The sequence below is a fragment of the Mucilaginibacter sp. GW822-FHT03E02 genome, assembly GCF_058801545.1.
The window spans coordinates 3,358,733-3,383,240 of sequence record NZ_JBXANJ010000001.1; the positions used below are offsets into that span (position 1 = coordinate 3,358,733).

General features: G+C 43.9%; 25 protein-coding genes. 16 read left to right on the forward strand and 9 right to left on the reverse strand.

The window, feature by feature from the left end; all coding sequences use genetic code 11:
* Positions 1–41: 41 nt before the first annotated feature.
* The 4 genes from AC1RM2_RS13850 to AC1RM2_RS13865 all read right to left on the reverse strand — a co-directional run bounded on the left by AC1RM2_RS13850 (position 42) and on the right by AC1RM2_RS13865 (position 4,826).
* Positions 42–890: a dienelactone hydrolase family protein gene (locus AC1RM2_RS13850; protein WP_492985665.1), complete on the reverse strand. Its 849-nt coding sequence runs from the start codon at positions 888–890 to the stop codon at positions 42–44.
* 138 nt (positions 891–1,028) lie between these two features.
* On the reverse strand, positions 1,029–3,179 hold the full coding sequence (locus AC1RM2_RS13855) for a xanthine dehydrogenase family protein molybdopterin-binding subunit (protein WP_492985667.1): 2,151 nt from the start codon (positions 3,177–3,179) through the stop codon (positions 1,029–1,031).
* Positions 3,180–3,186: 7 nt separating this feature from the next.
* On the reverse strand, positions 3,187–4,185 hold the full coding sequence (locus tag AC1RM2_RS13860; RefSeq protein ID WP_492985668.1) for an FAD binding domain-containing protein: 999 nt from the start codon (positions 4,183–4,185) through the stop codon (positions 3,187–3,189).
* Positions 4,182–4,826, reverse strand: a complete 645-nt coding sequence (locus tag AC1RM2_RS13865) for a (2Fe-2S)-binding protein (protein WP_492985669.1) — start codon at positions 4,824–4,826, stop codon at positions 4,182–4,184. Before AC1RM2_RS13865 ends, AC1RM2_RS13860 begins: the two co-directional genes overlap by 4 nt.
* A 164-nt stretch (positions 4,827–4,990) precedes the next feature.
* Here AC1RM2_RS13865 and AC1RM2_RS13870 point away from each other — a divergent pair, with 164 nt between their 5' ends.
* Positions 4,991–6,211 carry a GAF domain-containing sensor histidine kinase gene (locus AC1RM2_RS13870; protein ID WP_492985670.1) on the forward strand — a complete coding sequence of 407 codons (1,221 nt, stop codon included), beginning with the start codon at positions 4,991–4,993 and terminating at the stop codon, positions 6,209–6,211.
* Between the two features lie 141 nt (positions 6,212–6,352).
* On the opposite strand, the gene rbp is transcribed toward AC1RM2_RS13870, so the two are convergent.
* From rbp to AC1RM2_RS13890, 4 genes are all read right to left on the reverse strand, one after another.
* Complete coding sequence (gene rbp / locus AC1RM2_RS13875; RefSeq protein ID WP_090638138.1) at positions 6,353–6,736, reverse strand: RNA-binding regulator; 384 nt, start codon at positions 6,734–6,736, stop codon at positions 6,353–6,355.
* Positions 6,737–7,286: 550 nt separating this feature from the next.
* Positions 7,287–7,739 (reverse strand): 3-oxoacyl-ACP synthase, encoded by a 453-nt coding sequence (locus AC1RM2_RS13880; RefSeq protein ID WP_492985672.1) that lies wholly within the window; start codon positions 7,737–7,739, stop codon positions 7,287–7,289.
* Positions 7,740–8,082: 343 nt separating this feature from the next.
* Entirely contained in the window at positions 8,083–8,664 is a 582-nt protein-coding gene (locus AC1RM2_RS13885) for a porin family protein (protein WP_492985673.1), read from the reverse strand.
* 306 nt (positions 8,665–8,970) lie between these two features.
* The gene (locus AC1RM2_RS13890; RefSeq protein ID WP_492985675.1) at positions 8,971–10,488 is read right to left on the reverse strand and encodes an aminotransferase-like domain-containing protein; all 1,518 of its coding nucleotides are present in this window, start codon (positions 10,486–10,488) and stop codon (positions 8,971–8,973) included.
* A 22-nt stretch (positions 10,489–10,510) separates the two neighbouring features.
* Here AC1RM2_RS13890 and AC1RM2_RS13895 point away from each other — a divergent pair, with 22 nt between their 5' ends.
* The 15 genes from AC1RM2_RS13895 (at position 10,511) to AC1RM2_RS13965 (ending at position 23,228) form a co-directional block, all read left to right on the forward strand.
* Positions 10,511–11,146 (forward strand): pyridoxamine 5'-phosphate oxidase family protein, encoded by a 636-nt coding sequence (locus AC1RM2_RS13895; RefSeq protein ID WP_492985676.1) that lies wholly within the window; start codon positions 10,511–10,513, stop codon positions 11,144–11,146.
* Between the two features lie 78 nt (positions 11,147–11,224).
* Positions 11,225–11,440, forward strand: coding sequence for a hypothetical protein (locus AC1RM2_RS13900; protein WP_090638442.1), 216 nt, complete (start codon positions 11,225–11,227; stop codon positions 11,438–11,440).
* 67 nt (positions 11,441–11,507) lie between these two features.
* Positions 11,508–13,253, forward strand: a complete 1,746-nt coding sequence (locus tag AC1RM2_RS13905; RefSeq protein ID WP_492985677.1) for a S41 family peptidase — start codon at positions 11,508–11,510, stop codon at positions 13,251–13,253.
* A 129-nt stretch (positions 13,254–13,382) separates the two neighbouring features.
* Positions 13,383–13,904 carry a hypothetical protein gene (locus tag AC1RM2_RS13910; protein WP_492985678.1) on the forward strand — a complete coding sequence of 174 codons (522 nt, stop codon included), beginning with the start codon at positions 13,383–13,385 and terminating at the stop codon, positions 13,902–13,904.
* 201 nt (positions 13,905–14,105) lie between these two features.
* The gene (locus tag AC1RM2_RS13915; RefSeq protein ID WP_492985679.1) at positions 14,106–14,747 is read left to right on the forward strand and encodes a hypothetical protein; all 642 of its coding nucleotides are present in this window, start codon (positions 14,106–14,108) and stop codon (positions 14,745–14,747) included.
* Between the two features lie 122 nt (positions 14,748–14,869).
* On the forward strand, positions 14,870–15,544 hold the full coding sequence (locus tag AC1RM2_RS13920) for a metal-dependent transcriptional regulator (protein ID WP_492985680.1): 675 nt from the start codon (positions 14,870–14,872) through the stop codon (positions 15,542–15,544).
* Between the two features lie 336 nt (positions 15,545–15,880).
* Entirely contained in the window at positions 15,881–16,822 is a 942-nt protein-coding gene (locus AC1RM2_RS13925) for an FAD:protein FMN transferase (protein WP_492985682.1), read from the forward strand.
* A gap of 192 nt (positions 16,823–17,014) precedes the next feature.
* Positions 17,015–17,350, forward strand: a complete 336-nt coding sequence (locus AC1RM2_RS13930) for a hypothetical protein (RefSeq protein WP_492985683.1) — start codon at positions 17,015–17,017, stop codon at positions 17,348–17,350.
* A 33-nt stretch (positions 17,351–17,383) separates the two neighbouring features.
* Positions 17,384–18,256, forward strand: a complete 873-nt coding sequence (locus AC1RM2_RS13935) for a hypothetical protein (protein ID WP_492985685.1) — start codon at positions 17,384–17,386, stop codon at positions 18,254–18,256.
* A gap of 9 nt (positions 18,257–18,265) precedes the next feature.
* A complete protein-coding gene (locus AC1RM2_RS13940) occupies positions 18,266–18,949 on the forward strand; it encodes a response regulator transcription factor (protein WP_492985686.1) in 684 nt (227 codons plus the stop codon).
* Positions 18,950–18,953: 4 nt separating this feature from the next.
* Entirely contained in the window at positions 18,954–20,288 is a 1,335-nt protein-coding gene (locus tag AC1RM2_RS13945) for a sensor histidine kinase (protein ID WP_492985688.1), read from the forward strand.
* Between the two features lie 233 nt (positions 20,289–20,521).
* Entirely contained in the window at positions 20,522–21,202 is a 681-nt protein-coding gene (locus AC1RM2_RS13950) for a YiaD family glycine zipper/OmpA-like lipoprotein (protein ID WP_492985689.1), read from the forward strand.
* 240 nt (positions 21,203–21,442) lie between these two features.
* Entirely contained in the window at positions 21,443–21,832 is a 390-nt protein-coding gene (locus tag AC1RM2_RS13955) for an HYC_CC_PP family protein (protein ID WP_492985690.1), read from the forward strand.
* 73 nt (positions 21,833–21,905) lie between these two features.
* Entirely contained in the window at positions 21,906–22,406 is a 501-nt protein-coding gene (locus AC1RM2_RS13960; protein ID WP_492985692.1) for a heavy-metal-associated domain-containing protein, read from the forward strand.
* A gap of 21 nt (positions 22,407–22,427) precedes the next feature.
* Entirely contained in the window at positions 22,428–23,228 is an 801-nt protein-coding gene (locus tag AC1RM2_RS13965; protein WP_492985693.1) for a hypothetical protein, read from the forward strand.
* Positions 23,229–23,297: 69 nt separating this feature from the next.
* Here the strand turns inward: AC1RM2_RS13965 and AC1RM2_RS13970 are convergent, their stop codons facing one another.
* Entirely contained in the window at positions 23,298–24,428 is a 1,131-nt protein-coding gene (locus AC1RM2_RS13970; protein ID WP_492985694.1) for an acyltransferase family protein, read from the reverse strand.
* Between the last annotated feature and the right edge of the window lie 80 nt (positions 24,429–24,508).

The window sequence follows — 24,508 nt, forward strand, 5'->3', positions numbered from 1 at the left end:
GATTAACTTGCCCCCCAATAACGTAACTTTAGCATTTTTGTTTATTTTAACCTCGCTTTAAAAAACGCTATGGTATTGGCATAAGCATCTTTGGTGGCATCGCTGTTATAGGCCGGGCTGCTGGGATTGGCGAAACCATGGTCGGCATCGTATTGGTGCAGGTATAGTTTTTTGCCGGCAGCTTTCATATCATCATTAAACTTACCCACTACTTTAGGGTTTATCCATTGGTCTTTGTTGGCAAAATTGGCCAGCACATCGGCGTTCAGCGTTTTCAATTTAGCCACATCCTGTTCGGGCATGCCGTAGTACATTACGGTGCCTGCCAGTTTTTTGCCGGCAAGCAGGCCGGTTTGTAAACTCCAGCCGCCGCCAAAGCACCAGCCAATGGTAGCAATATGCGCCCTGGCTCCTGCATAAGTAATAGCGCCGTTAATGATGGCTTTGGCCCTGTCTTCAACGACAGCTTGCATTAATTTGCCGGCATCTTTAGGGTCGGTGGCAGTCTTGCCGTCGTAAAGGTCAAGGTCGATGATGTTTACATTGCCCAAATCATTATAAATTTTTTCCGATTCGCGTTTTACATAATCGTTCAGTCCCCACCATTCGTGAATAACCAGGATATAGTTATTGGTAGCCTTTTTTGCTTTCAGCAAATAGGCTGTAGACGTTTTTCCGTCGGGTGTTTGGTAGGTAATATTGGTGCCTATACTGCTCTGAAAGTGGATTGGCAGTGGCTTTAAATGCGCCATCCGGAATTCGGGGTTGGATGCCAGCATGGCAAAGCGCTGGGTTGATGATGGATTGGCGCAGCAAACCACCTTTTTGCTTTGAGCAAAGGTGAATGAGCTAAAAGCGATTAGCAGCGTAAGTATGATCAGTTTTTTCATGGGTTGATTTTTGAATTATTTTCAATAACAATTACGTTGGCTAATTGACTTGCGTTGCCAACTCATTTTTAAATATCCCTGCTGAAACGGGATTCGACTTTTGGACCCTCGATTCCCGGGAACGTTGGTGGGGGATCGCTATCCCATTACCTTATCCGGTGTTATGGGCAGCTCCCGTACCCGTTTTCCGCTGGCGTTGTATACCGCATTGGCTACCGCGGCGGCCATGCCTATGAGGGCTATCTCGGCCATGCCTTTGGCACCCATCGGATTGATGATGGGGTCAGGTTTGTTCACAAACAGGGCATCTATTTGCGGGATATCGGCATTTACCGGCACGTGGTAGTCGGCAAAATTATTGTTGATGTAACGGCCATACCTATGATCAATCACCGACTCCTCCATCAAAGCCATCCCAAGCCCTCCTATCGCACCGCCTATAACCTGGCTGCGTGCTGTTTTAGGGCTGATAATACGACCGCAATCGGCTACGCAGGCAACCTTGTCAATTTTAACAACGCCGGTTGCGGCATTTACTAAAACCTTCACAAAATGCACCGACCAGGAATTCATGGCATACGTTTGCATCCCGTTACCGCCGTCAGTCTCCGTAGTAACGTCCAGCGATGCCAGGTTGTGTTCCTTTAATATTTTTGCATAATCGGGGTTATCGGTACCGCCATTGCCAACCAGCTTTTGAAATTTCTCTTTTAAATCGGCACATGCTTTATACACTGCCGAGCCAACACTGGCCGTTGTGGCCGAGCCTCCCTGCGTGGGCGCATTGGGTAATGACGAGTCGCCCAGCTCAAATTTTATCTTTTCGGCAGGCATCTTCATTTGTTCTGCAGCTATCAGCACCATAGCAGTTCCTGTACCGGGGCCAATATCGCTCACCGCGCTTTGTAGCAACAGCGTGCCATCGGCTTTCATCACGGCTTTTACGGTTGCCCTGTCGCGGTAGGCGCCAAACATGCCGCCGCCCATTCCGTAGCCAACATACCAGCCATTCTCTTTTACCGAGCCAGGCTCTGCCTTCCGGTTTTTCCAGCCTATATGATCTGCGCCTAACTCGTAGGCTTCTTTCAAAAACTTGCTCGAAAAGGGTTTGCCGCTATCCGGGTCTTTTTCGGCGTAATTACGGATCCGCAATTCAACAGGATCTATCTTGAGCTGGTAAGATAGCTCGTCCAGCGCCGATTCCAAGGCGAAAGAGCCGGTGGCTTCGCCGGGGCCGCGCATCCAGGTAGGTGTCGCAATATCAAGCGGAACAATGCTGTATTTGGTATTTACATTGGGGCAGGCGTATAAATTCTGGCTTACGCCGGTAGGCCCTTCGGTAAAATCTTCGTAGGTTGATGTTTGTCCCGCTGCTTCGTGGGTAATGCCGGTAAGCTTACCATCGGCAGTAGCGCCTATGCCAATTTTTTGCCAGGTAAAAGGGCGGTACCCAACCGATGTAAACATATCGGCACGGCTTAAAACCACCTTTACCGGTCGTTTTACCACTTTGGCACCAAGTATGGCGGCCACTTCATGCGGCCAGGTGCGTAAAGCGCTGCCAAATGCGCCGCCTACAAACTGCGAGTGCACCTGTACATTTTGTACAGGCAATTTAAACAGGCGCGCCAAGTCCTGCTGGGTATCTTTAACGCCCTGGGTTTTATCCCATACGCTTAATTTATTATCAGCATCCCAACGGGCAATAATGGCATGCAGCTCCATAGGGTTATGGGTTACCGTAGGCACAATATATTCCTGCTCCAGTTTAAAGGGGGCAGTTTTCCAGGCATCTTCGGTACCACGCTTGTAGCCGCCCTCGCCGCGTGGTGCAAAGCCTTTATCCTGGTTATCGGGTAGGCTGGTCATATGCTTTTCGGCCTTATACTGCGCTTTTACCAATGATGCTGCAAACAGGGCGCGCTCAAAAGTATCGGCTATTACAATGGCAACCGGCTGGCCGTTGTAATATATTTTATCATCATAAAAAACCTTTAAAGCGCCCTTATCGCCCGCTTTCTTGTCCTTTTCGGGCTGGTCGCCAGGTACTTTCGGGGCATTTAAATGGGTAAGTATGGCCAGCACGCCGGCTGCTTTTAAAGCGGCTTTGGTATCAATCGCCGTAATGCTGCCTTTGGTAATGGTACTGCCTACCAGTACCCCGTAAGTTAAACCCGCTGGCGTGTATTCGGCCGAGTATTTTGCTGCCCCGGTTACTTTTAACCTTCCGTCTACCCGGCCCATGCCTTCTGCCGATGAGGGCATCGTTTTGTCTATCGCTGTTTTCATGGTGATGTTAAACTAAGCCTGCTGCATGTTTTAAAGCCTCGGTAATGGTGGCCGGTGCCAGTTTTAATTTGAATGAATTATTGCCGTAACCTTTTGCGCCCTTCATAGCCAACTGTGCCGCGTTGGCAAAACTCTCTTCGGTTGCAGGTTTGCCAATAAGCAGTTTTTCGGCATCAAAAAGCCGCCAGGGTTTATGGGCAACACCGCCCATAGCCAGCCGGGCATCTTTTATCAGCCCATTATCTATTTCAAGCGCAGCCGCTACAGAAACCAGCGCGAAGGCATATGATTGCCTGTCGCGGATTTTTAAATAGTAGCTATTTTTGGCGAAGTTATTATCCGGAATCTCGATACCAAGAATCAACTCATCCTTGGCCAGGGTGTTATCCAGTTCGGGATGCTCTCCCGGCAGGCGATGAAATGCTGTAAAAGGAATGTATCGCTCGCCTTTTTTGCCTGCTATTATCACGGTAGCATCCAGCGCGGCAAGGGCTACGCACATGTCGCTGGGGTGCACGGCAATACATTGTGGGCTTGCGCCAAAAATAGCATGCATGCGATTAAGGCCTTCCATGGCCCCGCAGCCTGTGCCCGGCACCCGCTTGTTACAAGGCATCGTGGTATCGTAAAAATACCCGCAACGGGTGCGTTGCATCATGTTACCGCCAACGGTTGCCATATTGCGCAATTGCGGCGATGCGCCCGCTTTAAGCGCCATGGCCAACAGCGGTTGCCGCTGCATTACCATATCGTTTTCTGATACCACGCTGTTAAGCGCCAGCGTACCTATAGACAGGCCTGATTTGTTTGCGGTTATAGCCTTTAGCGATACATGATTAACTACCCCCAGGTGATTAATATCAACCAGTTTATCAGGCTCGGTAACGCCTCGTTTCATCAAATCAATCAGGTTGGTGCCACCCGCAATAATTTTTGAGCCGGGTTTGCCAATTACATCCAATGTTGCCTGTAATGTAGTTGGCTTTACATATTGAAATTGTTTCATACGGCCATCCCTCCATCTTTTACTTCCTGTATGGCATTTACTATATTGGGGTACGCGCCGCAGCGGCAAATATTACCGCTCATGTATTCGCGAATTTCGTGTTCGGAGTTGGCGTGCCCCTCGCGGATGCAGGCCACCGCCGACATGATTTGCCCCGGTGTGCAATACCCGCACTGGAAACCATCGTGCTTTATAAAAGCCTCCTGCATAGGGTGCAGCTTATCGCCATTGGCAAGGCCTTCAATCGTTGTGATTTTTTTACCATTCATCATAATGCCCAATGTAAGGCATGAGTTTATGCGGTGCCCGTCAACATGAACGGTACATGCGCCGCACTGGCCGTGGTCGCAGCCCTTTTTGGTGCCGGTAAGGTCAAGCTGCTCGCGTAAAATATCCAACAGGGTTGATCGTGGCTCAACCGACAGGCTTTGCGACCTGCCGTTTACCTGCATTTTTAAAGACATTTTTTCAAAAACAGCGGCAATTTGCTCATCTACATGGCCGGCAGCAGCTTTCATGGCAGTGCCTGGTGTAAGGGCTACGGCGGTTAACAGTGTTGATTGTTTCAGGAAATTCCTGCGCGAACTATCCTTCACATCCAGATCTTCATCAGACCCCGAACAAGGTTTTTTGCTTTCCATAAATAATCGGCTTTTAGGAATGTTAAATTACGCTTTTTTAATAAAATGCTGCAACCGAAAATAATGTTTTGCCCCCCCGGACATTTTCCATGTTGGCAGTTATTGATATTGCGATAAAACAATTGGCAATAAACGACCGTACAAGGGCGTAACTAATTGATTGTATGTTTACTCCCCCAATCCCCGAAAATGAAATGGACAGGGTAATGACCCTGTCGGAATTTGATTTGGACTATGGCGCGCATGCCGATAGTTTTAAAGACCTTACCAAACTTGCGGCCAAAGTTGCCGGCACCGAAATGTCGCTGGTTAACCTCATTGATTCTTATACCCAATGGACCATATCTACCCATAACCTGGACCTGGAGCAAATGCCGCGCGAGGAATCTGTTTGTCAGTACTTGTTAATGAGTGATGACAATATGGAAGTTGCCGACCTGAGTGCTGACGAGCGGTTTAAAGACAGGCCCTACGTTACCGGCGGGCCACATCTGCGCTATTATTATGGTATCCCACTAAATGTAGATAATCACAACATAGGCGCATTATGCGTGGTTGACGCGCATTCGTCAAAAAACCTTAACCCCGAAAAGGTAGAGTTGTTAAAGATCATTGCCGGCGAAATTGTGAACAGGCTTAAATACATCAAAGTAATTGAGGACCTGCGGAGCAATTTATCCGAAGCTAAACAAAGCCAGAAGAAAGTAGCGCACGATATTCGCGGCCCTTTGAGCGGTATTATAGGCCTGGCACAGCTCATTCGTGAACAAGGCGATGAAAACCAGATGGACGAGATACTGGAGTTTATGAACCTGATACACAGAAGTGGCCGATCTATACTGGAACTTGCAGACGAGATTTTGAGTGCGGATAAAAAAGACAAAAAAGTGCCCGAATTGAAGGGCAATGAGTTTAACCAGGTGGTATTTAAAGATAAGCTGCAAAAACTTTATGTGCCGCAGGCCATGAACAAGCATATAACGTTTACAGTAAATACATCATCGGCATCAGAAACCATTCCTTTTTCAAAAAATAAATTATTGCAAATAACCGGCAACCTGATATCTAACGCCATCAAATTTACGCCGAATAATGGTTTTGTTACTGTCGACCTGGATTTGATTGAAGATAAAAACGAAAATGTATTGCAGATAAAAGTAACCGACTCGGGTGTCGGGCTGGATGCAGGCGGCATAGCCAACATATTGCAGGGCAATGCCATATCAACAAATGGTACCGGCGGCGAAAATGGGTATGGGTTTGGCTTGGCGCTTGTAAAGCACCTGGTTGAAAGCCTTAAGGGAACGTTTAATATATTTTCGGTTCCGGGACAGGGCGCCACATTTGAGGTAAAGCTACCGCAGGCATCATCGCCGGAAAAATAACATAAGCATGGTTTTTTGATATAGTACTATCACAGCAGGTAAAAAAACCTGCTAAACCAATCCCACAAAGTACAGTAAGTAGATGTATTATTAACAGCAAAGTGCCGGGTACCAATACCCGGCACTTTGTTTATTTATAATTTACCAACGGCTGCCACCGCCGCCGCCACGGCTATCTTTTGAATAACCACCGCCGCCACCGCCACGGTTACCGCCGCCGCCATAGCCACCACCGCCGCCACGGTTGCCGCCATAACCACCGCCGCCACGGTTGTCGCGTGGTTTTTTGTCTTCAGCCTGGCTAACAGCAATTGATCTTCCTCTTACGTCTGATCCGTTTAAACCAGTGATTGCTAATTGTGCAGCTTCATCATCAGGCATTTCAACAAATCCGAAACCCTTGCTTCTGCCAGATTCACGGTCAATAATAATTTTTACAGTGCTTACTTCACCGTACGCTTCAAAAAGCTCTTTTAAATCGGCTTCCTCTAATTGAAAAGGAAGGCTTCCTACAAATATGTTCATCAATCTTTAATTTATAAAAGGCAAGGTTGTTTTATTTGCCCAGTTTTGTTAACATCAAATATAGTAATAGATATTTGATGATTACTGCATGATTTCATGAATGGAGGGTTTTATTTTAAAAAAAAGTTGATTTTTATTGATTTTGGGTTAAAAAAACGCCCTTTTTAACCATTAAATAAATTTTGACGCCGCCGGCTATTTAAATCGAAGCTTATTTATATAATAATTTATAAAAGCAATACCGTTTATTATTTAAAAATGAACGCGCTGATTAGATTTGGCAAATTCAAACCAAATAATTTCCAATACCTTGAAAATAACCGGCATGTGTATTTGATATATGCGCCAGCCGCCGTGGTTAGTGTATTATTTGATTTTATGTATTTTGCCCAAACCAGAGGCACAACTATTGGATAAGCAACCAGCCGGGGCCTTGCCTGAAGCAGATTACAAATCTCCAGATTCAACATTGCTTATTAGTTATCAAAAAAGAAAAACTTTAGACTTACTTAGTACTGTTGACTTAAGCCCCATCTACAAACGTTTATAATCAGTATACCGTTTCAACTATATACATTTTACCATTCAATGTGAAGCTATCGCCTGCTTTGGCTCCGGTCAGTTTTATCCCCACCGGTGAACCCGGCGATACTGCGAAATAATTTTTGCCATGAAGTGATAAAGCACCGGCACTTATAGCCATATAAAAATTGCCATTATTGGTAATAATCACGCTGCCCGCTTCGGCTATGGCCGATGTACCGGAGGTACCTATACGGTTTAAAGCAACCAGTAATTTATTGGCCTCGTTAAGCTGGGCCAGGTTGCGGTTGGTTTCCTGCTGCGCCATTTCGCGGCCGGTTTCGTATTTATCGCCGGCACTGCTTTTAGTATCATCGTTTGATGATTTTTGCGCTTCGCTGATGGCCAGTTCGGCGGCATCCATGCTCCTGCGAACGTGGGCTATGCACAAATCATATAATTCCTTTTTCAGATTGCTCATTTGTATTAACAATACCGTTTTTTGTTAAATACAAATAAAGGAATAAATGTTGGGGGATGGGGGTGTTAAAAAATGGCGGCAAGCCCCTTTTTTGTAGAGACGCAATACTTTGCGTCTCCAACAGGACATTCAAAACATGCTAAACCGATTTTATATAGTATATCACATCTAATTGTACAAGCGATGCTAAACCGATTTTCAAGATTGATTTGCATGCGGGAGACGCAAAGTATTGCGTCTCTACGTTAAAAAAAGAAATCCTTTAACACAACAAAGCCCGGTATACTGACCATTAAGCATACCAGGCTTTGTTCAAATAATTATTATAGCTATCTATATCAGCTTAGAAAATCTTGAAGCCCACGCTTAAAGCCCAAAGGTTTTGGCGCTGACCGTAGTTGGAGTTTACCTTAGATAAACCACCCTCGTAACGCAAATCGGCAGTGATGGAGCCAATGTCAACACCGGCACCCGCCTGGAAACCTAATGTACTTTTGTTGTAGTTACCAAAATCTGCGATAGCGCCAGAGCCGTTAGCCGTCAGGCTTTCGCTTTTATCTAACTGGTAGGTATAAATTGGGCCAGCCATTACACGAAAATTCAAATCTTTTCCTCCAAATGATTTACCCAGCAATAATGGGACGTTTAAATTGGTGAACCTCACTTTTCCGCTAAATGATTGAGAATTGTCGCCAGAATCAAATTTTCCACCTGTTCCGCTTAAATATAACTCGGGCTGTAAATAAAGACCACTGCCTATTCGGGCAAATAAACCTGCCTGATATCCGGCTAAGGTTGATTCTTTTACATTATCGGCGCTTATTTTTGAAAAATTGACACCACCTTTAACGCCTAAAGAAAACTGTGCCTGCGCACTGATGCTCACTGCTATCAGTAATGCTGCACTTAATAGATACTTTTTCATAAATTTTAATTTTTAGCGGGGCGAAGCTATAAATATTCAACATAATATAGCTAAACCCCTTGTTTACATAGTTAGTTTACAATACGGCTGTATTGATAGCCTGCTTTACAGCCTATCAATTGACGCGCCAAAGCTTTAAACGTTGCTTTGCCCCGTTTTTTATAATCCGACTAAAATAATTTAACAAAGATTTGATATTAAGTTGGGAAGTTGCTCGCGCAAAGACGCCAAAACGCCAAGAAAAAAAACAAGTAAATCTTTGCGGCTTAGGTCTTTGCGCGAAATAAATTCTTTGGCTGCTTTTTATTAGAAATGTTTAAAACCGATTTCTTTGGTTAGTATTGCTACACATTGTTCCAGTTCGGCCGGTGTGGAGGAGGCAAAGCCCAGCCTGGTAAAATTTGGTGCCAGGGGGTTGTTTTCGCCCTGGAAATACAGTCCTTTTTTTAAGGCATTTTGGGCAAGCCTGTTCAAATCTATCCCCGAATCAAAATAAGTCCACACGGCCATGCCGCCCTCTGGTACTTTAAATTGCACGTAATTTTTTAGGTTATCATTCAGTAATCCACAAAAAAAATCGCGCCGCTGCTGGTATATCCGTAATGATTTGCGCAAGTGGCGTTGTATCACGCCGTTTTGTAAAAGCTCGGCCATGGCATTCTCCAGCATGCTATCGCCCTGGCGGTCAATGGTGCGCCGTAATTGGGCCAAATGTTCAATCACGTTTTCGGGGCCTACCAAATACCCAACCCTTATAGCCGGCGAAATACTTTTGGAAAAAGCGCCGCAATACAGCACCATCCCCGCATCGTCGGCGCTTGCCAGTGGCATCAGCGGTTTGTTTTGGTAGTGGAAATCATAATCATAGTCGTCCTCAAAAACAATAAAGCCATGTTTTTGGGCCAGCTCAAGCAGGCGCACCCTTCTATCGGGCCGCAGTGCCACTGTTGTGGGGTAATGGTGGTGCGATGTAACATACACCATGCGCACGGTTTGCGTGCTGCAAAGTTCGTCGAGCCTATCCACATTCAATCCGTATTCATCAACAGATATGTTTAACAGGTTTGCGCCGGCCTGTAAAAAATTGGCTTCGGCACCAGCCCAGCCGGGTTCCGCAGTAACTACCGTGTCGCCGGGTTGCAGCAGACCGGTACAGCTTAAATAAAGGCCCATAACTGTACCCCGTACTATCAGGATATTGGCCGGCGCAACCCGCAGGCCGCGGGTGATATTTAAATAAGTGGCCAACTCCGTACGCAACCACTCCGATCCTTTTGGGTCGGCGTAACCCAAACGGGTATAGGGGTTGCCTGTTAAAAGCTGTGTACGGTAAGCCCTCGAAAGTTCGGTTACGGGTGCAAGGCGGGTGTCGGGGAAACCATCATCAAGGTGCAGATCGGTATTCAAATCGACAAGCCTGCGTTGCAGATGCGGTGCCTCCTTTATACTAAAGCCGGCTACCTTAGCTACATCGGGGCTATTATTTAACAATTGCCGGGGCTTTGTAACCGGTAAATGGCCGGCCACAAAAGTTCCGCTGCCGGTATGGCTTTGCAGCCAGCCCTGGGCCAATAACTCGTCATAAGCCCTTATCACTGTTTTACGGTGTAGACTTAGCAAGTTGGCCAGCTGGCGGGTGCTGGGCAACCGGTGGCCGGGCTGTAACGTACCTGCTTTTACCATCGCCATAAGCTGATTGGCCAGTTGAATATAAACCGGCTGCAGCGCCTGTTTATCGATTATTAAGCTTGATGAATATACCTGCATAAATTGGACTATCCGTTTTGTATTATCTGGAGCATTGTCGCCATCCAATAAACGCATAATTTTACCAAAAAACAAAATCATGGCAAATCCACCGGCACATCTTATCCCCAGCAGGGCAGCAAAAAGAGCAAATTACGAGCCCGAAACCATCAACAGTATCCTGGATGAAGCATTATATTGCACCATCAGCTATTCGGCAGATAACAAACCATACGCAATCCCTACCGCGTTTGTGCGGTATGGTAACCGTATTTATGTGCATGGCTCGGTAGGTAGCCATTTGATGCGCGAACTGGAAAAAGGCATCCCCGTTTGTATCACCGTTACCCTGATGGACGAACTGGTGGTAGCCAAATCGGCATTTCACCACTCGGTAAACTACCGGTCGGTAGTGATATTTGCGCAGGCAGAAAAAATTGAAAGTGTGGCCGATAAAACCGAAGCTTTTAAATGGCTTACCGAAAAAATTGTGCCCGGCAGCTGGGATTACCTGCGCCCCATAACCGACAGGGAGGTACTTAAAACCACAGCGCTTGCATTTAAAATTGATGAGGCATCGGCCAAGTTACGCACCGGCATGCCGGTTGATGATGATGCCGACCTGGAACTGCCTATATGGTCGGGCCTTATCCCCCTGCAAACCAAACGACTGACTCCCATCCCCGATAAACTGAGCGAAGGATTGCCATTGCCGCCTCATCTTGCTGCTATTTAGTGCTAAAAAGGGTGTATAGCCTCATTTTTAATTCAGCCAACGTGTATTTTTTATATTTTTGCTTAAAATAATTTAACAATGGCCGAAATCAGTATCTCCAATAAAGATTGGGAACGTGTAAAAATTAAAGTTCAACGTAAATATAACAACCTTAGCGATGAGCAGCTAAAATATACCGAAGGACAGGAAGAGGCACTGATAACCAAACTTATGGAGCTTGTAAACCGTAACAGGGAATATGTGGTATTCACCCTAAAAAAAGCTTTGGTGAATATTGACAATAACAGGCTGTAAATAAGCGTTTAGTTGTAAAAAATCGATAGCTTTTCGTATTTTTATATGCTTTAAAGTTGTACCGGGTATGGTGATCTCAAAAAAATACAGAAAGATAGGTTTGTGTGCCGGCGTTGTAATGCTGGCTGTTGGTGTTGCGGCTTTTGACGATGACCTGTTCCAGATATCAAAAAACCTGGATGTTTTTGCATCGGTTTATAAAGAGGTAAACATTAACTATGTTGATAATGTCAACTCGGCCAAGCTGGTAAAAACCGGCGTGGATGCTATGCTTGATGGCCTGGATCCCTATACCGAATTTGTACCCGAATCGGAAATTGAAGATTATAAGCTGCACTATGTAAGTACCCAGTACGGCGGTATTGGCGCAAGTATTTTTACCCGGAACAATAAAGTATTTGTATCTGACGTATTTGAAGGCTTCCCGGCACAAAAGGGTGATGTACACCCCGGCGACCAGGTGCTTAAAATAAACGACATTGACCTTAACGGAAAAAACAACGACCAGGTGAGCCTTTTACTCAAAGGATCAAAAGGTGCAGCCATTAAGCTATTCATCAAACGCGATAACGTGCCCCAGCCCTTTGAAAAAAACCTGGTGCGCGACGAAATTAAACAACCAAACGTATCATACTTTGGTATGGTGCAGGGCAATATGGGTTATATTAAGCTGGATAAGTTTTTAGAAAACTCGGCCGCCGAAGTAACCAACGCCCTGGTAAGCCTAAAAAAGAATAACCCTAACGGCATCATCCTTGATCTGCGCTCAAACGGCGGAGGTATTTTGCAGGAGGCTGTAAAAATCGTAAATCTTTTTGTTCAAAAAGACGTGGAGGTTGTATCACAAAAAGGAAAAATAAAAGAAAAGAATTTTACTTACAGTACCGTAAGCACTCCGCTTGAGCCAAGCCTGCCGTTAGTGGTGTTGGTTAACAGCCACTCGGCATCTGCATCAGAAATTGTTGCCGGTTCGTTACAGGATCTCGATCGTGCAATTATTATTGGCCAGCGCAGCTATGGCAAAGGCCTGGTACAGCAAACTTTTAACCTGCCTTATAACAGCCTGGTTAAAATTACCATTGCCAAATATTACATCCCATCGGGCCGTTGTATCCAGGAGCTGGATTATACGCACCGTAAAGATGATGGCAGTGTAGTTAAAGTGGCCGATTCATTAATCCACGAGTTTAAAACTAAAAATGGCCGCTCGGTTTACGACGGCAGCGCTATTTACCCCGATATTTTTATTAAACAGGAAAAATTTGCCAACGTAACCCAGGCTCTTGTTGGCAAGCTGCTGATATTTGATTATGCTACTGTTTATCGCGATAAACACCCTAAAATAGCCGATACTAAATCATTCGCTTTATCTGAGGGCGACTACAATGATTTTGTAAAATACCTGGCCGATAAAAACTATAACTACACCACCTCATCAGAAAAGGTGCTGAACAGTTTGAAAACAGAAGCCACCAAAGAAAAACAGTTTACCGACATACAGGCCGAATACGATGTGTTGAAAACCAAACTGATGACTACCAAAAAGAACGACCTGCAGCTGCACAAGGACGAAATAAAACAGGTACTCGAAAACGAGATAGCCTCCCGTTATTACTATGAAAAAGGCCGTTACGAAGTAAACTTTAAGTACGATAAGGAACTGGCCCAGGCCGTAAAAACCATGCAGGATAAAACCCAGCTGGCGTCCATCCTTAAAGGCGAAGGCAATTATAAAGTAATTGGCAAACCTATGCTGGCCATGGCCGGTAAAAAGGTTGCCGCCGAGAAAGACACCGACGACGACAACAACTAAGCACAACTCAGCAACTGACAGTTAGCCCCGCTGTGATTATTGTAACTGATTAGTTACCCGCCCGCCTATGCTTTAAACTAAACTTTTTGTGCTGGTTATTGTCATACATCCAAACAAAACAATAGCACTATGAAAAAGATCATTTTAACAGCCGCGATATTTTTAGGCTGTTTAGCAATAAAACCTGCAAGCGCCCAAATTAGTTTAAGCATTAACATTGGCAGCCAGCCCGAATGGGGCCCAACCGGCTATGACCGGGCCGACTATTACTATATGCCCGACATTGATTCGTACTACGATGTAAACGCGCACCAGTATGTTTATTTTAACAACAAAGTATGGATCCATTCGGCGGCGCTACCGCCCCGTTACAGCAATTACGATGTTTACCACGGATACAAAGTGGTAGTTAATGAACGCACACCGTGGGTACATAACACCGTTTACCGCACAAAATATGCAAACTACAGGGGCCATCATGACCAAACCATTATTCGCGATAGCCGTGAGGTTAAATACAAAGACCACTGGAATGGCAACGGCCGCGGCAACTCCCGCAAGGTAATTGTACACAAAAAGGTACGCAATGATCGTCGTGATGATCGCAAAGATGACCGTCACGATGATAAAGGCCACGGCCACAGAGATTAATTTTTGATTGTTAATTTTTATACAAAACAGGCTTCGGATAACACTGGGGCCTGTTTTTTTTGCGTCGGCTGCGCGTGCGAAAGTGTTTTTTTTTTAATATTTAAACTTTTTTGATTAAATATTGTCATACATCCAAACAATGCTACCGTTTGGCGGTCTATTGGTCGCCAAACAATGGGGCACTACTTAAAAAGAAAACAAATGAAAAAGATCATCCTGTCGGCAGCAATATTATTAAGCTGCTTCGCTGTTAAAACAGCCAGTGCCCAGGTAAGCGTAAGCTTTGGGGTAAACATTGGCAGCCAACCTGCCTGGGGCCCGGTTGGATACGATTATGCCAACTATTACTACATGCCCGATATTGATACTTACTATGATGTGCCAACACACCAGTATGTATATTTTGATAACAATGTGTGGGTGCATCGCGCCTATTTACCGGTACGGTACCGCAACTATGATTTATACCACAGCTATAAAGTGGTTATAAATGATCGCAACCCCTGGGTAAGAAACGATGTTTACAGAACAAGATATGCCGGTTACAGAGGCCGTCATGACCAGGTTGTTATCCGCAACAGCCGCGATGTTAGGTATGCCAATTACTGGAGAGGTAATCATGACCGCAGGGTAGCATACACCCGTGGTAATGGCCACTTTGATAATGGAAACCATGGTGGCCGCGGGCCACAATTTCACGGCAACGGCGGCGGTCATTTCGGTGGAGATCGTGGTAACCGCGGCGGCGGTGGTGGCGATCATGGTAACCATGGCGGTGGCGGCGGTGGTCGCGGCAACCATGGTGGCGGTGGAGAACATGGCGGTGGTCATGGCCATCATTAATAACCAGATAAAATAACAAAACAGGCTTCCGGTAACATGGAGGCCTGTTTTGTTTAAAGCGGGTTCGCAATAATTAGGCATCCCTAACTATTACAAACCGGCTGGTTTTTATTTATGTTTGTATGTTTCCAGTGCAACAACGGATGTATACATTATCAGAAGAAAATTATCTAAAGGCCATTTACCGTATCGCGCAGCAAAAGGACGTTAAAATAACGCCAACTGCTATAGCCGAAGCGCTGGGCAACAACCCCGCCTCGGTAGTTGATATGATCAGGAAGCTAACCGAAAAGGAGCTGATAGCCTATGATAAAAAAGTGGGCGTAAAACTTACCCCACAAGGCTTAAAAGATGCAGTGCTAATTGTGCGCAGGCACCGCCTTTGGGAGGTTTTCCTGTTAGAAAAACTGGGCTATCACTGGGACGAGATCCACGATATTGCCGAAGAACTGGAACACATCAGCGATGCAACACTGGCCGACAGGCTTGACAAGTTCCTGGGCTTCCCCGAATACGATCCTCACGGCGATCCCATTCCAAAAGCCAACGGAAAGGTCCCTAAATCATATTCGGTAACGTTAACCGATCTTAAACCAGGTACAGCATGCCGCGTGGCTGCCGTGCGCGATACCAGCAACTCGTTTTTGCAATACCTCATTAAGCTCAATATTGGCATTGGTACCCGCATCCAGCTCGTCGAAAAAATACCCTTCGATAACTCCCTCGTGATAAGCATTAACGGTAAAGAAAACACTACCGTATCGCAAAAATTTGGCGAGAATATTTTGATTGATTGAGCGTCGGATTTTTTTTCGCGCCAAGACACTAAGGAGCAAAGAAAAACAAACAAGTTACTTTTCGTCATACCATCTTTGCGTCTTTACGCAAAAAAAATTGCCCTCAGGTCTATTTAAAAAAATTGTCAATTTATTGTCTTTATTTCTTACTCTTTGCTCCAATTTACAGCTAAATCGTCGATTTACGTTATTCGCAATCTTGTTTTCATCTTATTTTCATACAAGCAATCTACTTTAGTTGTTGTAGAGGTGAGAGGTAACATTTTTGTTATAAACAAAATCATCCTACAGCGGGATTTGAGTAGTTTGATTTTTTGACGATAAAAAATTTATTTTATGCTGGCAGTAAAAACTTTAAGTAACAATTTAACCACCTACAAACGTAATGTACACGCTATGGGTGATAAATTTGAGATTAGTGTAGTTGGGAATGATCCTTTATTGGCCAATGAACAAATAGAAATTGCTATCGACGAGATCAACCGGGTTGAAAAACTACTTTCGGCTTTTGGCGATCACAGCAATATTAAACAAATTAACCGCGAAGCCGGCGTTGCGCCAGTAAAGGCTAATGGCGAAATTTTCAGGTTAATTAGCCGTGCTTTACAGATATCTGAACTTACACACGGTGCTTTTGATATCACCTATTTTACAGGTAATACCGGTAACGATACTACTTCGGTTGAAAACGTGACTGTTAAAACGGCCCCTTACTCGGTGATGCAAACCAACTATCAAAATGTTGTGCTTGATACCAACAAACAAACTATCTTTTTAAAAGAAAAAGGTATGCGTATTGGCTTTGGCGCCAACAGTAAAGGCTATGCTGCCGATAGGGCAAAGTTTGTTTTACAAATGAATGGTGTCAGCAGCGGCGTTATCAATTCGGGCGGCGACCTGTTAACCTGGGGTACACAACCCAACAACAAACCGTGGACTGTAGGCACTGCCGACCCTGAACAAAGGAAACAACCTTTCGCCCATCTTAACATCAGCAACATGGCTTTTGCTACATCGGTAAATGCCGAAAAATATGCCAGCATCAGCAAGAAAAAATTTCAAAGTACCGCCAATACCGGTAAAGGTTTTCCGATTAGCGAAATTAAAAGCGTAAGCATACTTAGCCCCACTGCCGAACTGGCCGATGCTATGGCATCTCCTATTATAAGCATTGGTATTAACGCCGGCATGTACTTAATTAACCAGCTAAACCAAATTGCCTGCGTTATTGTTGATGACCAAAACCGCGTTTACACTTCAAAGGGTGTTATTATATAATACAGCTTTAACTGCATTAATTTTAAACCAATCATAATTATTCCGGCATGTGTATAATCACCAGTTTATTTAAGCATTGTCCCCTTGCTTAAATAAACTGGTAATAATTGTTATCAACAGTACCCCCACTTTGGGTATTACTGTTTATATTGACCGATATTTGAATATAATTTTAAGTTTTTCTTCCTCTCAATGGTAAAGTGGTTTGCGTATATTGTCCTGTTATTGATATTTACGCCACGATTATCAGCTGCCGGTACTACAAACAGCCCATCACATCCTGTTGAATACCATCATGCGGTTAAGTTGCAGTATCATAATTTACCGGTCGATACTACGTTAAAAAGTAAAAAGGAGCAGGAAGAAAAAAATAAAATTAAAGAGGTAGCTAAAGCAAAACGGCAGGCCAAGCCGGCAAAGGTAGATGAAAACACTCCACCAGCGCCACCCAAACCTAAGCCTAAAAGACAGCGCCGCCCCGAAGGGTTGGAGCGTCCGCCAGAAATACCTCGAAGAAATGGCGATTAAACAGGTGGTTAACAAACAATTTACCAATTTTTGATGAAGTACCTTTGCTTACTTTTTTTTATTGCCGGCAGTAATGCCTTATATGCTACGGGTATTAACAATACGCTTTTTACCGGTGGCAACATCCACATTGTGGCCGATACAGATACCATCATCAGGAAACAGTCTGTTTCGGTAGGGGTAAACTATGGCAGCGACGCGCTCTTTTTTGGGCGCACCAGCCCGGTTAAATATCCCTTTGTTACGGGCGATGTTATTTATAACACTAAGCAAGGTTTTTTTGCTTATGGCTCCATTTTAAAGGTTTTAGGGTATGCGCCGGTTGACGAAGTTGATGTTGGCGGCGGCTATTTTTATAAATTTTCTAAACAGTTTTCAGGAGCGGTAAGCTATACCCGGTTTATTTTTAATAAACAGGCCAATGTTATCAAGTCGGCCTCGTCAAATGATATCAACCTGAAAAACTCATATGACTGGAAGTTTTTGAAAACCAGCGTTATAGCCGACTATCTTTTTGGCAAATCAAACGATTTTTTTGTTACCGTTACAAACTCCAAATACATTGAAACCAGCTGGAGCATTTTTGACGACCAGGATTACCTTTCATTTAATCCATCGTTTAATTTTATAACAGGCACGCAAAATTTTGTGCAGCGCTACTCGGTAGATCATCGTTTTAAGCAGGAGATTGACAATATTTATGTGTACGATGACCCAAACTCGGCACGTTATAACCGTAAGTTTAAAATGCTTAACTACAGCTTTAAAGTGCCTATTGCTTATAACCGGCCTCATTATACTCTTGAGGCCTCATGGCGTTATTCAATCCCTGTTAACGTAGAGGGGGTGCTGGAAAATCACAAAGAATCGTTTTTTAATCTTACATTTTTTTACTTGTTTTATTAGTAGCTGCGCATGAATGTTTTGATCATCGAAGACGAAAAGGCGCTTGCACATGAGCTGGAAATATTCCTGACCAACTATAATTACATCTGCGAGGTTTGTTATGACGGCGCTTCGGCATCAGAAAAAATTGCCGTCAATTTATATGATTTTATCCTGATAGACCTCGGTTTGCCTGATTACGATGGCCTTGACCTGTTAAAAGAGATAAAAAAACAGGGCTTAGATGCGGCTTGTATTATACTAACCGCCCGTACCGAGATTAATGACCGCATTAAAGGGCTTGATTTAGGGGCCGATGATTACCTGCCCAAACCGTTTTCGCTGCTTGAACTGCAAAGTCGGATGCAGGCCATTATCCGCCGCAAGTTTGGGGTAAAAAATAACATTATTGACCTTGATGGTTTCCTTATTGATTTAACCAACCGCACCATTTCATACGGCACCAGCATGGTTAATACCATTACAAAAAAGGAATTTGACCTGATTGCTTACCTCATTCTGCATAAAAACCGTACGCTTACCAGGATGCAGTTAAGCGAACATATTTGGGGCAGTGTAGTTAATAATGATTACGACTCCAATTACATAGACGCGCACATTAAAAATATCAGGAAAAAGTTAAATGCGTTTGCATCGCCCGATTGGCTGGAAACCGTGCGCGGGCTGGGGTATAAAGTAAAGATAAACGCCTAAATATTTGAAATTAAGGACAAAACTTACGCTTTTTAACGCCATATCAAAATTGGTGATTGTGATACTGTTTGTATTGCTGGTACCCGTATTGATTAAAAACATCAGCAGCAGCTATGTTGATAGCAAGCTGATAAAGCAAAAAAACAAGCTACTCCAAATTGTAAAAAGCCAGGGTATTGAAACCTATATTGTAAACGGCGAAGGGTATGGCAGCTACCTGCCCCTTAAAGACGAATACATTAGCCTTGATGAAGTTGACTCCAAATATTTTTTAGACACCATCCAACGCGGCAAACGCCTTTTTAGCGAGGGCGATACACTTGAATACCGCATATTGAGCCACACCTTTAAAGTTAAAAACAAAAACTACCTGCTGGAGATTGGCAAAAGCGTAGATACACTCGACGAAACCAGTGTCCCCTTGCAAAACCTGGCCTTCGAAGTATTGTTAGGTATGATATTACTTACTGTACTCGCCGATCAGGTTTACTCCAATTATGTGCTTAAGCCACTACGCATCATTATAAAAACCAAGCTGGTAGGTCAAAAGTTCCCTAATTTCCAGTCGTACCGTAAAGTGCGCACTACCACATCTGATTTTGAGCATCTTGATCTGAGCATCCATAAAATGATTGAGACTATTGCCGATAAGTTTCACCGGGAGCGCGAGTTTATTTCCAATGCATCGCATGAGCTGATGACGCCTATATCTATCCTTCAATCAAAAATTGAAAACATGTTTGAGGAAGAGGATATCAATGACGAACTAAAGGTGCGTTTGCTGGAGATGCAGAAGATACTTAACCGGCTTAAAAGTATCACCAAAACCCTGCTGCTGATATCGCAGATTGAAAATGAGCAGTTTTTAAAAGAGGACAGGATTTCGGTTGCCGAACTGTTGCAAGATGTTTATGACGAAATCTCCATCCGCCTGCAGGATAAAAACATAAGTTATGAAATTTCAGTCCCGGATAACTGGTACATGGTTAATATCAACAAATTCCTGTTATTTAACTTGTTTTTCAACCTAATCAATAACGCCATAAAATACAACCGCGAAGGGGGCAGTATACGGGTTGCCGCAGTGGCGGTTCACGATAAGTTTTTAATCAGCATAACCGATACCGGCATAGGTATTGATGCTGAAGCAATTCCTCTTATATTTAACCGCTTTAAAAAATTTCGCCAGTCATTACAGCAGGACAGCTTCGGCCTTGGCTTGCCTATTGTAAAGTCGATAGCCGGATTCCATGATATCGACATTGATGTGGTATCCGAAAAAAATGTGGGCAGCACCTTCAAACTCATCTTCCCGGCTACGTTAATTATAGTTGGCTAAGCGGCTTCCTTTCGCTTTCTATTTGTATCTGGATTTTTACATTTATGTACTAAAAATTAGTCAGCTTCTTTGATTAGGACTAAACGCTATTCTCTTTTCAAATCCCTGGTTTCTTAATTGTTAAAAAAATATAGCCGCAGTGTGGATTTATCGGCATATCTGCTTGATTTATGCCAATTGGGCTTTTGGCATCTGCTTTGCAAATGGTAATCTATATATACTATTATACTATTATGAAATCTTTAAAAATCAAGGTAGCAACTTTAAGTTTAGCATTAGCTACGGTTGGAATATTAGGCTCGGGCTGTAATTCATTAACCAAAACACAAAAAGGGGCTGCAATTGGCGCGGGTGCCGGTGGTACTGTAGGCGCATTTATTGGCAAAGCGGCAGGCAACACTGCTTTAGGTGCCATTATTGGTGGTGCTGTAGGTGGTACAGCAGGTGCATTTATTGGCCGGAATATGGATAGGCAAGCTGCCGAAATTAAGCAAACCGTACCCGGCGCTACTGTAACCCGCGAGGGCGAAGGTATCCTGGTGAAATTCGACTCGGGCATTTTGTTTGATACCGACAAATCCGCCTTAAAAGCAGAAGCACAAAGCAATTTGCAAAAACTGGCAGTATCGCTTCAAAACAACCCCGAAACCAATATTTTAATTGTTGGCCATACTGATAATACAGGAAGTGACGCACACAATATGGATTTATCAATACAAAGGGCACAATCTGTAAAATCGTACATCGCGGCTCAAAATGTCCCTGCCTCACGTCTACAAACTTCGGGCAAGGGCGAAACCGAACCAATTGCCGACAATACAACAGTAGATGGCCGTTCAAAAAACCGCCGGGTAGAAATTGTAATTGTTGCCAATTCAACCATGAAAAACCAGGCCAAACAGTCGGCTCAATAAAATATAATTTAATAGTTTTTTAAGATCAAGTTAATCAGAAAAACCTGGCCGCGAGGGTCGGGTTTTCTTGTTTTAGCCCCGGAAACTCTTTTCCCGGTTGTTACAAATGGCTTATTTGGCCATGCACGGAACCCCATTCCAACTATAACGTTACCATTAAGTATAGCAATAATCATTATATCAACCTTCTCTCTCCAAAAACAATTTGTAATCAACAAGTTAAACAACTACTTTTGTTATATGCTAAAAAAATCAGGAGCGGTATTGTTGACTATGCTGTACGTTGTTACAGTATTAGGCTTTGCGCTTAACCTGCATTATTGCGGCAGCTACATCTCATCTGTTAAATTAAACGCCCCTGCTGTTGACTGCGGCATGGATAAGGTTACGGGCAAAATAAAATGCTGTAAAAACAGCCATTTGCAGGTAAAGGTTAAAGATGTACACCAGGCCGAAGAAACATCCTTTTTAAGCCAAATATTTGGTTTTGAATTACCTCACCTTACATTTGGCAACTCTTCTTTTTTTTCACAGGAGCCATCGCTTGAAAAATATTTTGACCGTGCACCTCCCGATGAGCCGGTACAAAGTATAGCAATGTTTATCAAAAATTGTATTTTCCGGATCTGATAAATTAATTGAACGCTTAACAACCCGGTATTTTACCATAGTTTAATTCAATATTAATTTAAAAAAGATTCAAATGAAAACGCTTAAAATATTCATCATTATATTTTCTCTTTCTGCTACTGCCGCAAGAGCTCAATTTACTAAAGCTGAATTACAGGTTAGCGGACTTACCTGCGCCCTTTGCGCAAAATCAACAGAAAAAGCACTCCGCACCCTGCCTTTTATAGGCGACATTAAAACCGACCTGATTCGTAATACTTACCTCATCACTTTTAAAAACGATGTGCCTGTAAATTTTGAGTTAATGAGCAAAAAAGTACAAGGCTCGGGATTTTCGGTAAACAGCTTGAAAGCCACTTACAACTTTGATAACACCAAAGTAGCTGATAACAATTTCAGCTACGGAGGCGACACCTACAAGCTGCTTAATCCTGCCAATAAACCAACCAGCGGCACAGTTAATGTTACCGTTGTTGACCAGGGATTTGCGCCAAAGTCGGTATCAAAAAAATACCTGGGCCAGGTAACAGATGCAGCACCTGCATCGGGCCGTGTTTATCATTTAGCTATATAGTTTTTCATTTAATCATTTTTTATGAGAAACTTAATTCTGGCTATTTGCCTAACGGCTATGGCATGCCCTGTTTTTTCGCAGGAGTTGTATGTAAATACCGAGCCAGCCAGTAACATGGCCACCAATTCATTAGGTATCCGGGTAGAAAATCAGGGCTTTTTTAGCCCTACCTACAAAAACCGCAGCACTATTGAGGCTATGTATGGCGTAAGCCGCCATCTGATGGTACATGGCTCTGTTTACATGTCTGATTATTACAGCAACAATCAACATTTTGATGGGGGCAGCTTATACGCCAAATATCGATTCCTTTCGATTGACACCGTTCAGCAGCATTTTAGGGGCGCCGCTTTTGTTAAACTGGCCAGCATCAATAACCCTGCGCCTAATCAGGAAATAACTTTAGAGGGCGATAACAGCGGCCTGCAAAGCGGCGTTGTATTTACGCAACTGCTACATAAACTGGCTATAGCGGGCTCGGCAAGCTATATCAGGGCGTTTGATAATGCCGGTGGACATACGCTACCAGCATTGCAGGCCAGAAATGCCGCAGCCTATACGCTATCGGCCGGTTACCTGCTATTACCCCGGCACTACCGCGACTATAGCCAGACAAACATGAACCTGTACGTAGAACTGTTAGGCAAAACCAATCCGGGGCATGCGCAAAGCTACCTGGATGTTGCACCAGCTGTGCAGTTTATTTTTAACAGTTTGTGCCGGCTGGATTTTTCGTACCGCACACCACTGTACAATGCCATGGAGCGTAACTCCAAAAACATGTACCTGGTTAGACTGGAGTATAACTTTTTTAATCTGTAGTTCTTTCAAAACTGAAAGGCGCGGCCATTCTCATGACAGCGCTTTTCGGTTTATTTATAGGTTTAACGCTTACACGCGGATATAAATCTTCTTTTTATCCAGCAGGTAACCTACAAACCAGCAAACCAGCATATAGCTGATGGCAAACAGCAATGAGCCAATTGCACCGGGTATTATAGCCTGGTAGACATTGGTATTTATCCAATTGTATAAACTGTTACCCTTTACGGTAAACATGTAAAAGAAAATCACCAAAGTTTCCGACAATACATAAAGTGGAAGTGGATTTTTGCCCAAGATGGTAAAAAACCTTGTCCAGTTGCCTTTGTTCCAATCGTTAATCTCCAGGGTATACACCAGGAACGACAGGATCACCAGATCGAGCCCCGTAGTTATCAGCACAAACGGACTACTCCACAGCTTTTTGTTGATGGGGAACACCATGTTCCAGCACAGGGCGATAAAAATGAACAGACAGCCCATGAGCAGCATTTTTGATATCACATCGTAACCCTTACCTTTTTGCTGGATGAATTTACCGGCGTAGTAGCCCACAACCACGTTTACAATAGCCGGTAAGGTGCTCAGCATACCTTCAGGTTCAAAGGCTTTCCCTTCGCCGTGGTACATATGATCGGCACCAAGTACAAACTTATCCAGATAATAGCCCGCGTTTCCGGTCATACTTAACGGGTTTAGCGGATCGCCAAAAACAAGCAGGATAATCCAATAACCTACCAGGAACAGGATGGATAAAATAATAACCGATCTCTTTGATAAAAAATGGATCATGAGCGACGCAAAACAGTAACACAACGCGATACGCTGCAAAACTCCAAAAATACGGGTATGGCTTATCGGCGACCAGGCAAAATGCCCACTATCAAAATTGAAGAAAGGGAACCAATACATCAGGTATCCTATTAAAAATATCAGTAGCGTGCGTTTAAATATCTTGGCAAGTACGGCAGCATTGCCCATCTCGATATAGCGCTTCATCGAAAAACTCATGGCGTTGCCCACCGCAAATAAAAACGATGGAAATACCAGGTCGGTTGGGGTAAAGCCATGCCAGGCCGCATGTTGGAGAGGCGAAAATGCATCCGCTCCGCTCCCGGGTGTATTCACGATGATCATAAAACATAATGTCATCCCTCTAAATACATCCAGCGATAAAAATCGTGTCGATGATGTGTTCATATCTTGGTTTATAATTGTTGGCCGGTTTACAGCAGGAGGTAATTAGCGGCAATTTGAGAAAATCTGCCGGGATATGAAAA

Bases quoted from the DNA above. Each gene is read 5' to 3' on its own strand.
- AC1RM2_RS13850 (WP_492985665.1), bottom strand. From the start codon at position 890: ATGAAAAAACTGATCATACTTACGCTGCTAATCGCTTTTAGCTCATTC.
- AC1RM2_RS13855 (WP_492985667.1), bottom strand. From the start codon at position 3,179: ATGAAAACAGCGATAGACAAAACGATGCCCTCATCGGCAGAAGGCATG.
- AC1RM2_RS13860 (WP_492985668.1), bottom strand. From the start codon at position 4,185: ATGAAACAATTTCAATATGTAAAGCCAACTACATTACAGGCAACATTG.
- AC1RM2_RS13865 (WP_492985669.1), bottom strand. From the start codon at position 4,826: ATGGAAAGCAAAAAACCTTGTTCGGGGTCTGATGAAGATCTGGATGTG.
- AC1RM2_RS13870 (WP_492985670.1), top strand. From the start codon at position 4,991: ATGTTTACTCCCCCAATCCCCGAAAATGAAATGGACAGGGTAATGACC.
- rbp (WP_090638138.1), bottom strand. From the start codon at position 6,736: ATGAACATATTTGTAGGAAGCCTTCCTTTTCAATTAGAGGAAGCCGAT.
- AC1RM2_RS13880 (WP_492985672.1), bottom strand. From the start codon at position 7,739: ATGAGCAATCTGAAAAAGGAATTATATGATTTGTGCATAGCCCACGTT.
- AC1RM2_RS13885 (WP_492985673.1), bottom strand. From the start codon at position 8,664: ATGAAAAAGTATCTATTAAGTGCAGCATTACTGATAGCAGTGAGCATC.
- AC1RM2_RS13890 (WP_492985675.1), bottom strand. From the start codon at position 10,488: ATGCGTTTATTGGATGGCGACAATGCTCCAGATAATACAAAACGGATA.
- AC1RM2_RS13895 (WP_492985676.1), top strand. From the start codon at position 10,511: ATGGCAAATCCACCGGCACATCTTATCCCCAGCAGGGCAGCAAAAAGA.
- AC1RM2_RS13900 (WP_090638442.1), top strand. From the start codon at position 11,225: ATGGCCGAAATCAGTATCTCCAATAAAGATTGGGAACGTGTAAAAATT.
- AC1RM2_RS13905 (WP_492985677.1), top strand. From the start codon at position 11,508: ATGGTGATCTCAAAAAAATACAGAAAGATAGGTTTGTGTGCCGGCGTT.
- AC1RM2_RS13910 (WP_492985678.1), top strand. From the start codon at position 13,383: ATGAAAAAGATCATTTTAACAGCCGCGATATTTTTAGGCTGTTTAGCA.
- AC1RM2_RS13915 (WP_492985679.1), top strand. From the start codon at position 14,106: ATGAAAAAGATCATCCTGTCGGCAGCAATATTATTAAGCTGCTTCGCT.
- AC1RM2_RS13920 (WP_492985680.1), top strand. From the start codon at position 14,870: ATGTTTCCAGTGCAACAACGGATGTATACATTATCAGAAGAAAATTAT.
- AC1RM2_RS13925 (WP_492985682.1), top strand. From the start codon at position 15,881: ATGCTGGCAGTAAAAACTTTAAGTAACAATTTAACCACCTACAAACGT.
- AC1RM2_RS13930 (WP_492985683.1), top strand. From the start codon at position 17,015: ATGGTAAAGTGGTTTGCGTATATTGTCCTGTTATTGATATTTACGCCA.
- AC1RM2_RS13935 (WP_492985685.1), top strand. From the start codon at position 17,384: ATGAAGTACCTTTGCTTACTTTTTTTTATTGCCGGCAGTAATGCCTTA.
- AC1RM2_RS13940 (WP_492985686.1), top strand. From the start codon at position 18,266: ATGAATGTTTTGATCATCGAAGACGAAAAGGCGCTTGCACATGAGCTG.
- AC1RM2_RS13950 (WP_492985689.1), top strand. From the start codon at position 20,522: ATGAAATCTTTAAAAATCAAGGTAGCAACTTTAAGTTTAGCATTAGCT.
- AC1RM2_RS13955 (WP_492985690.1), top strand. From the start codon at position 21,443: ATGCTAAAAAAATCAGGAGCGGTATTGTTGACTATGCTGTACGTTGTT.
- AC1RM2_RS13960 (WP_492985692.1), top strand. From the start codon at position 21,906: ATGAAAACGCTTAAAATATTCATCATTATATTTTCTCTTTCTGCTACT.
- AC1RM2_RS13965 (WP_492985693.1), top strand. From the start codon at position 22,428: ATGAGAAACTTAATTCTGGCTATTTGCCTAACGGCTATGGCATGCCCT.
- AC1RM2_RS13970 (WP_492985694.1), bottom strand. From the start codon at position 24,428: ATGAACACATCATCGACACGATTTTTATCGCTGGATGTATTTAGAGGG.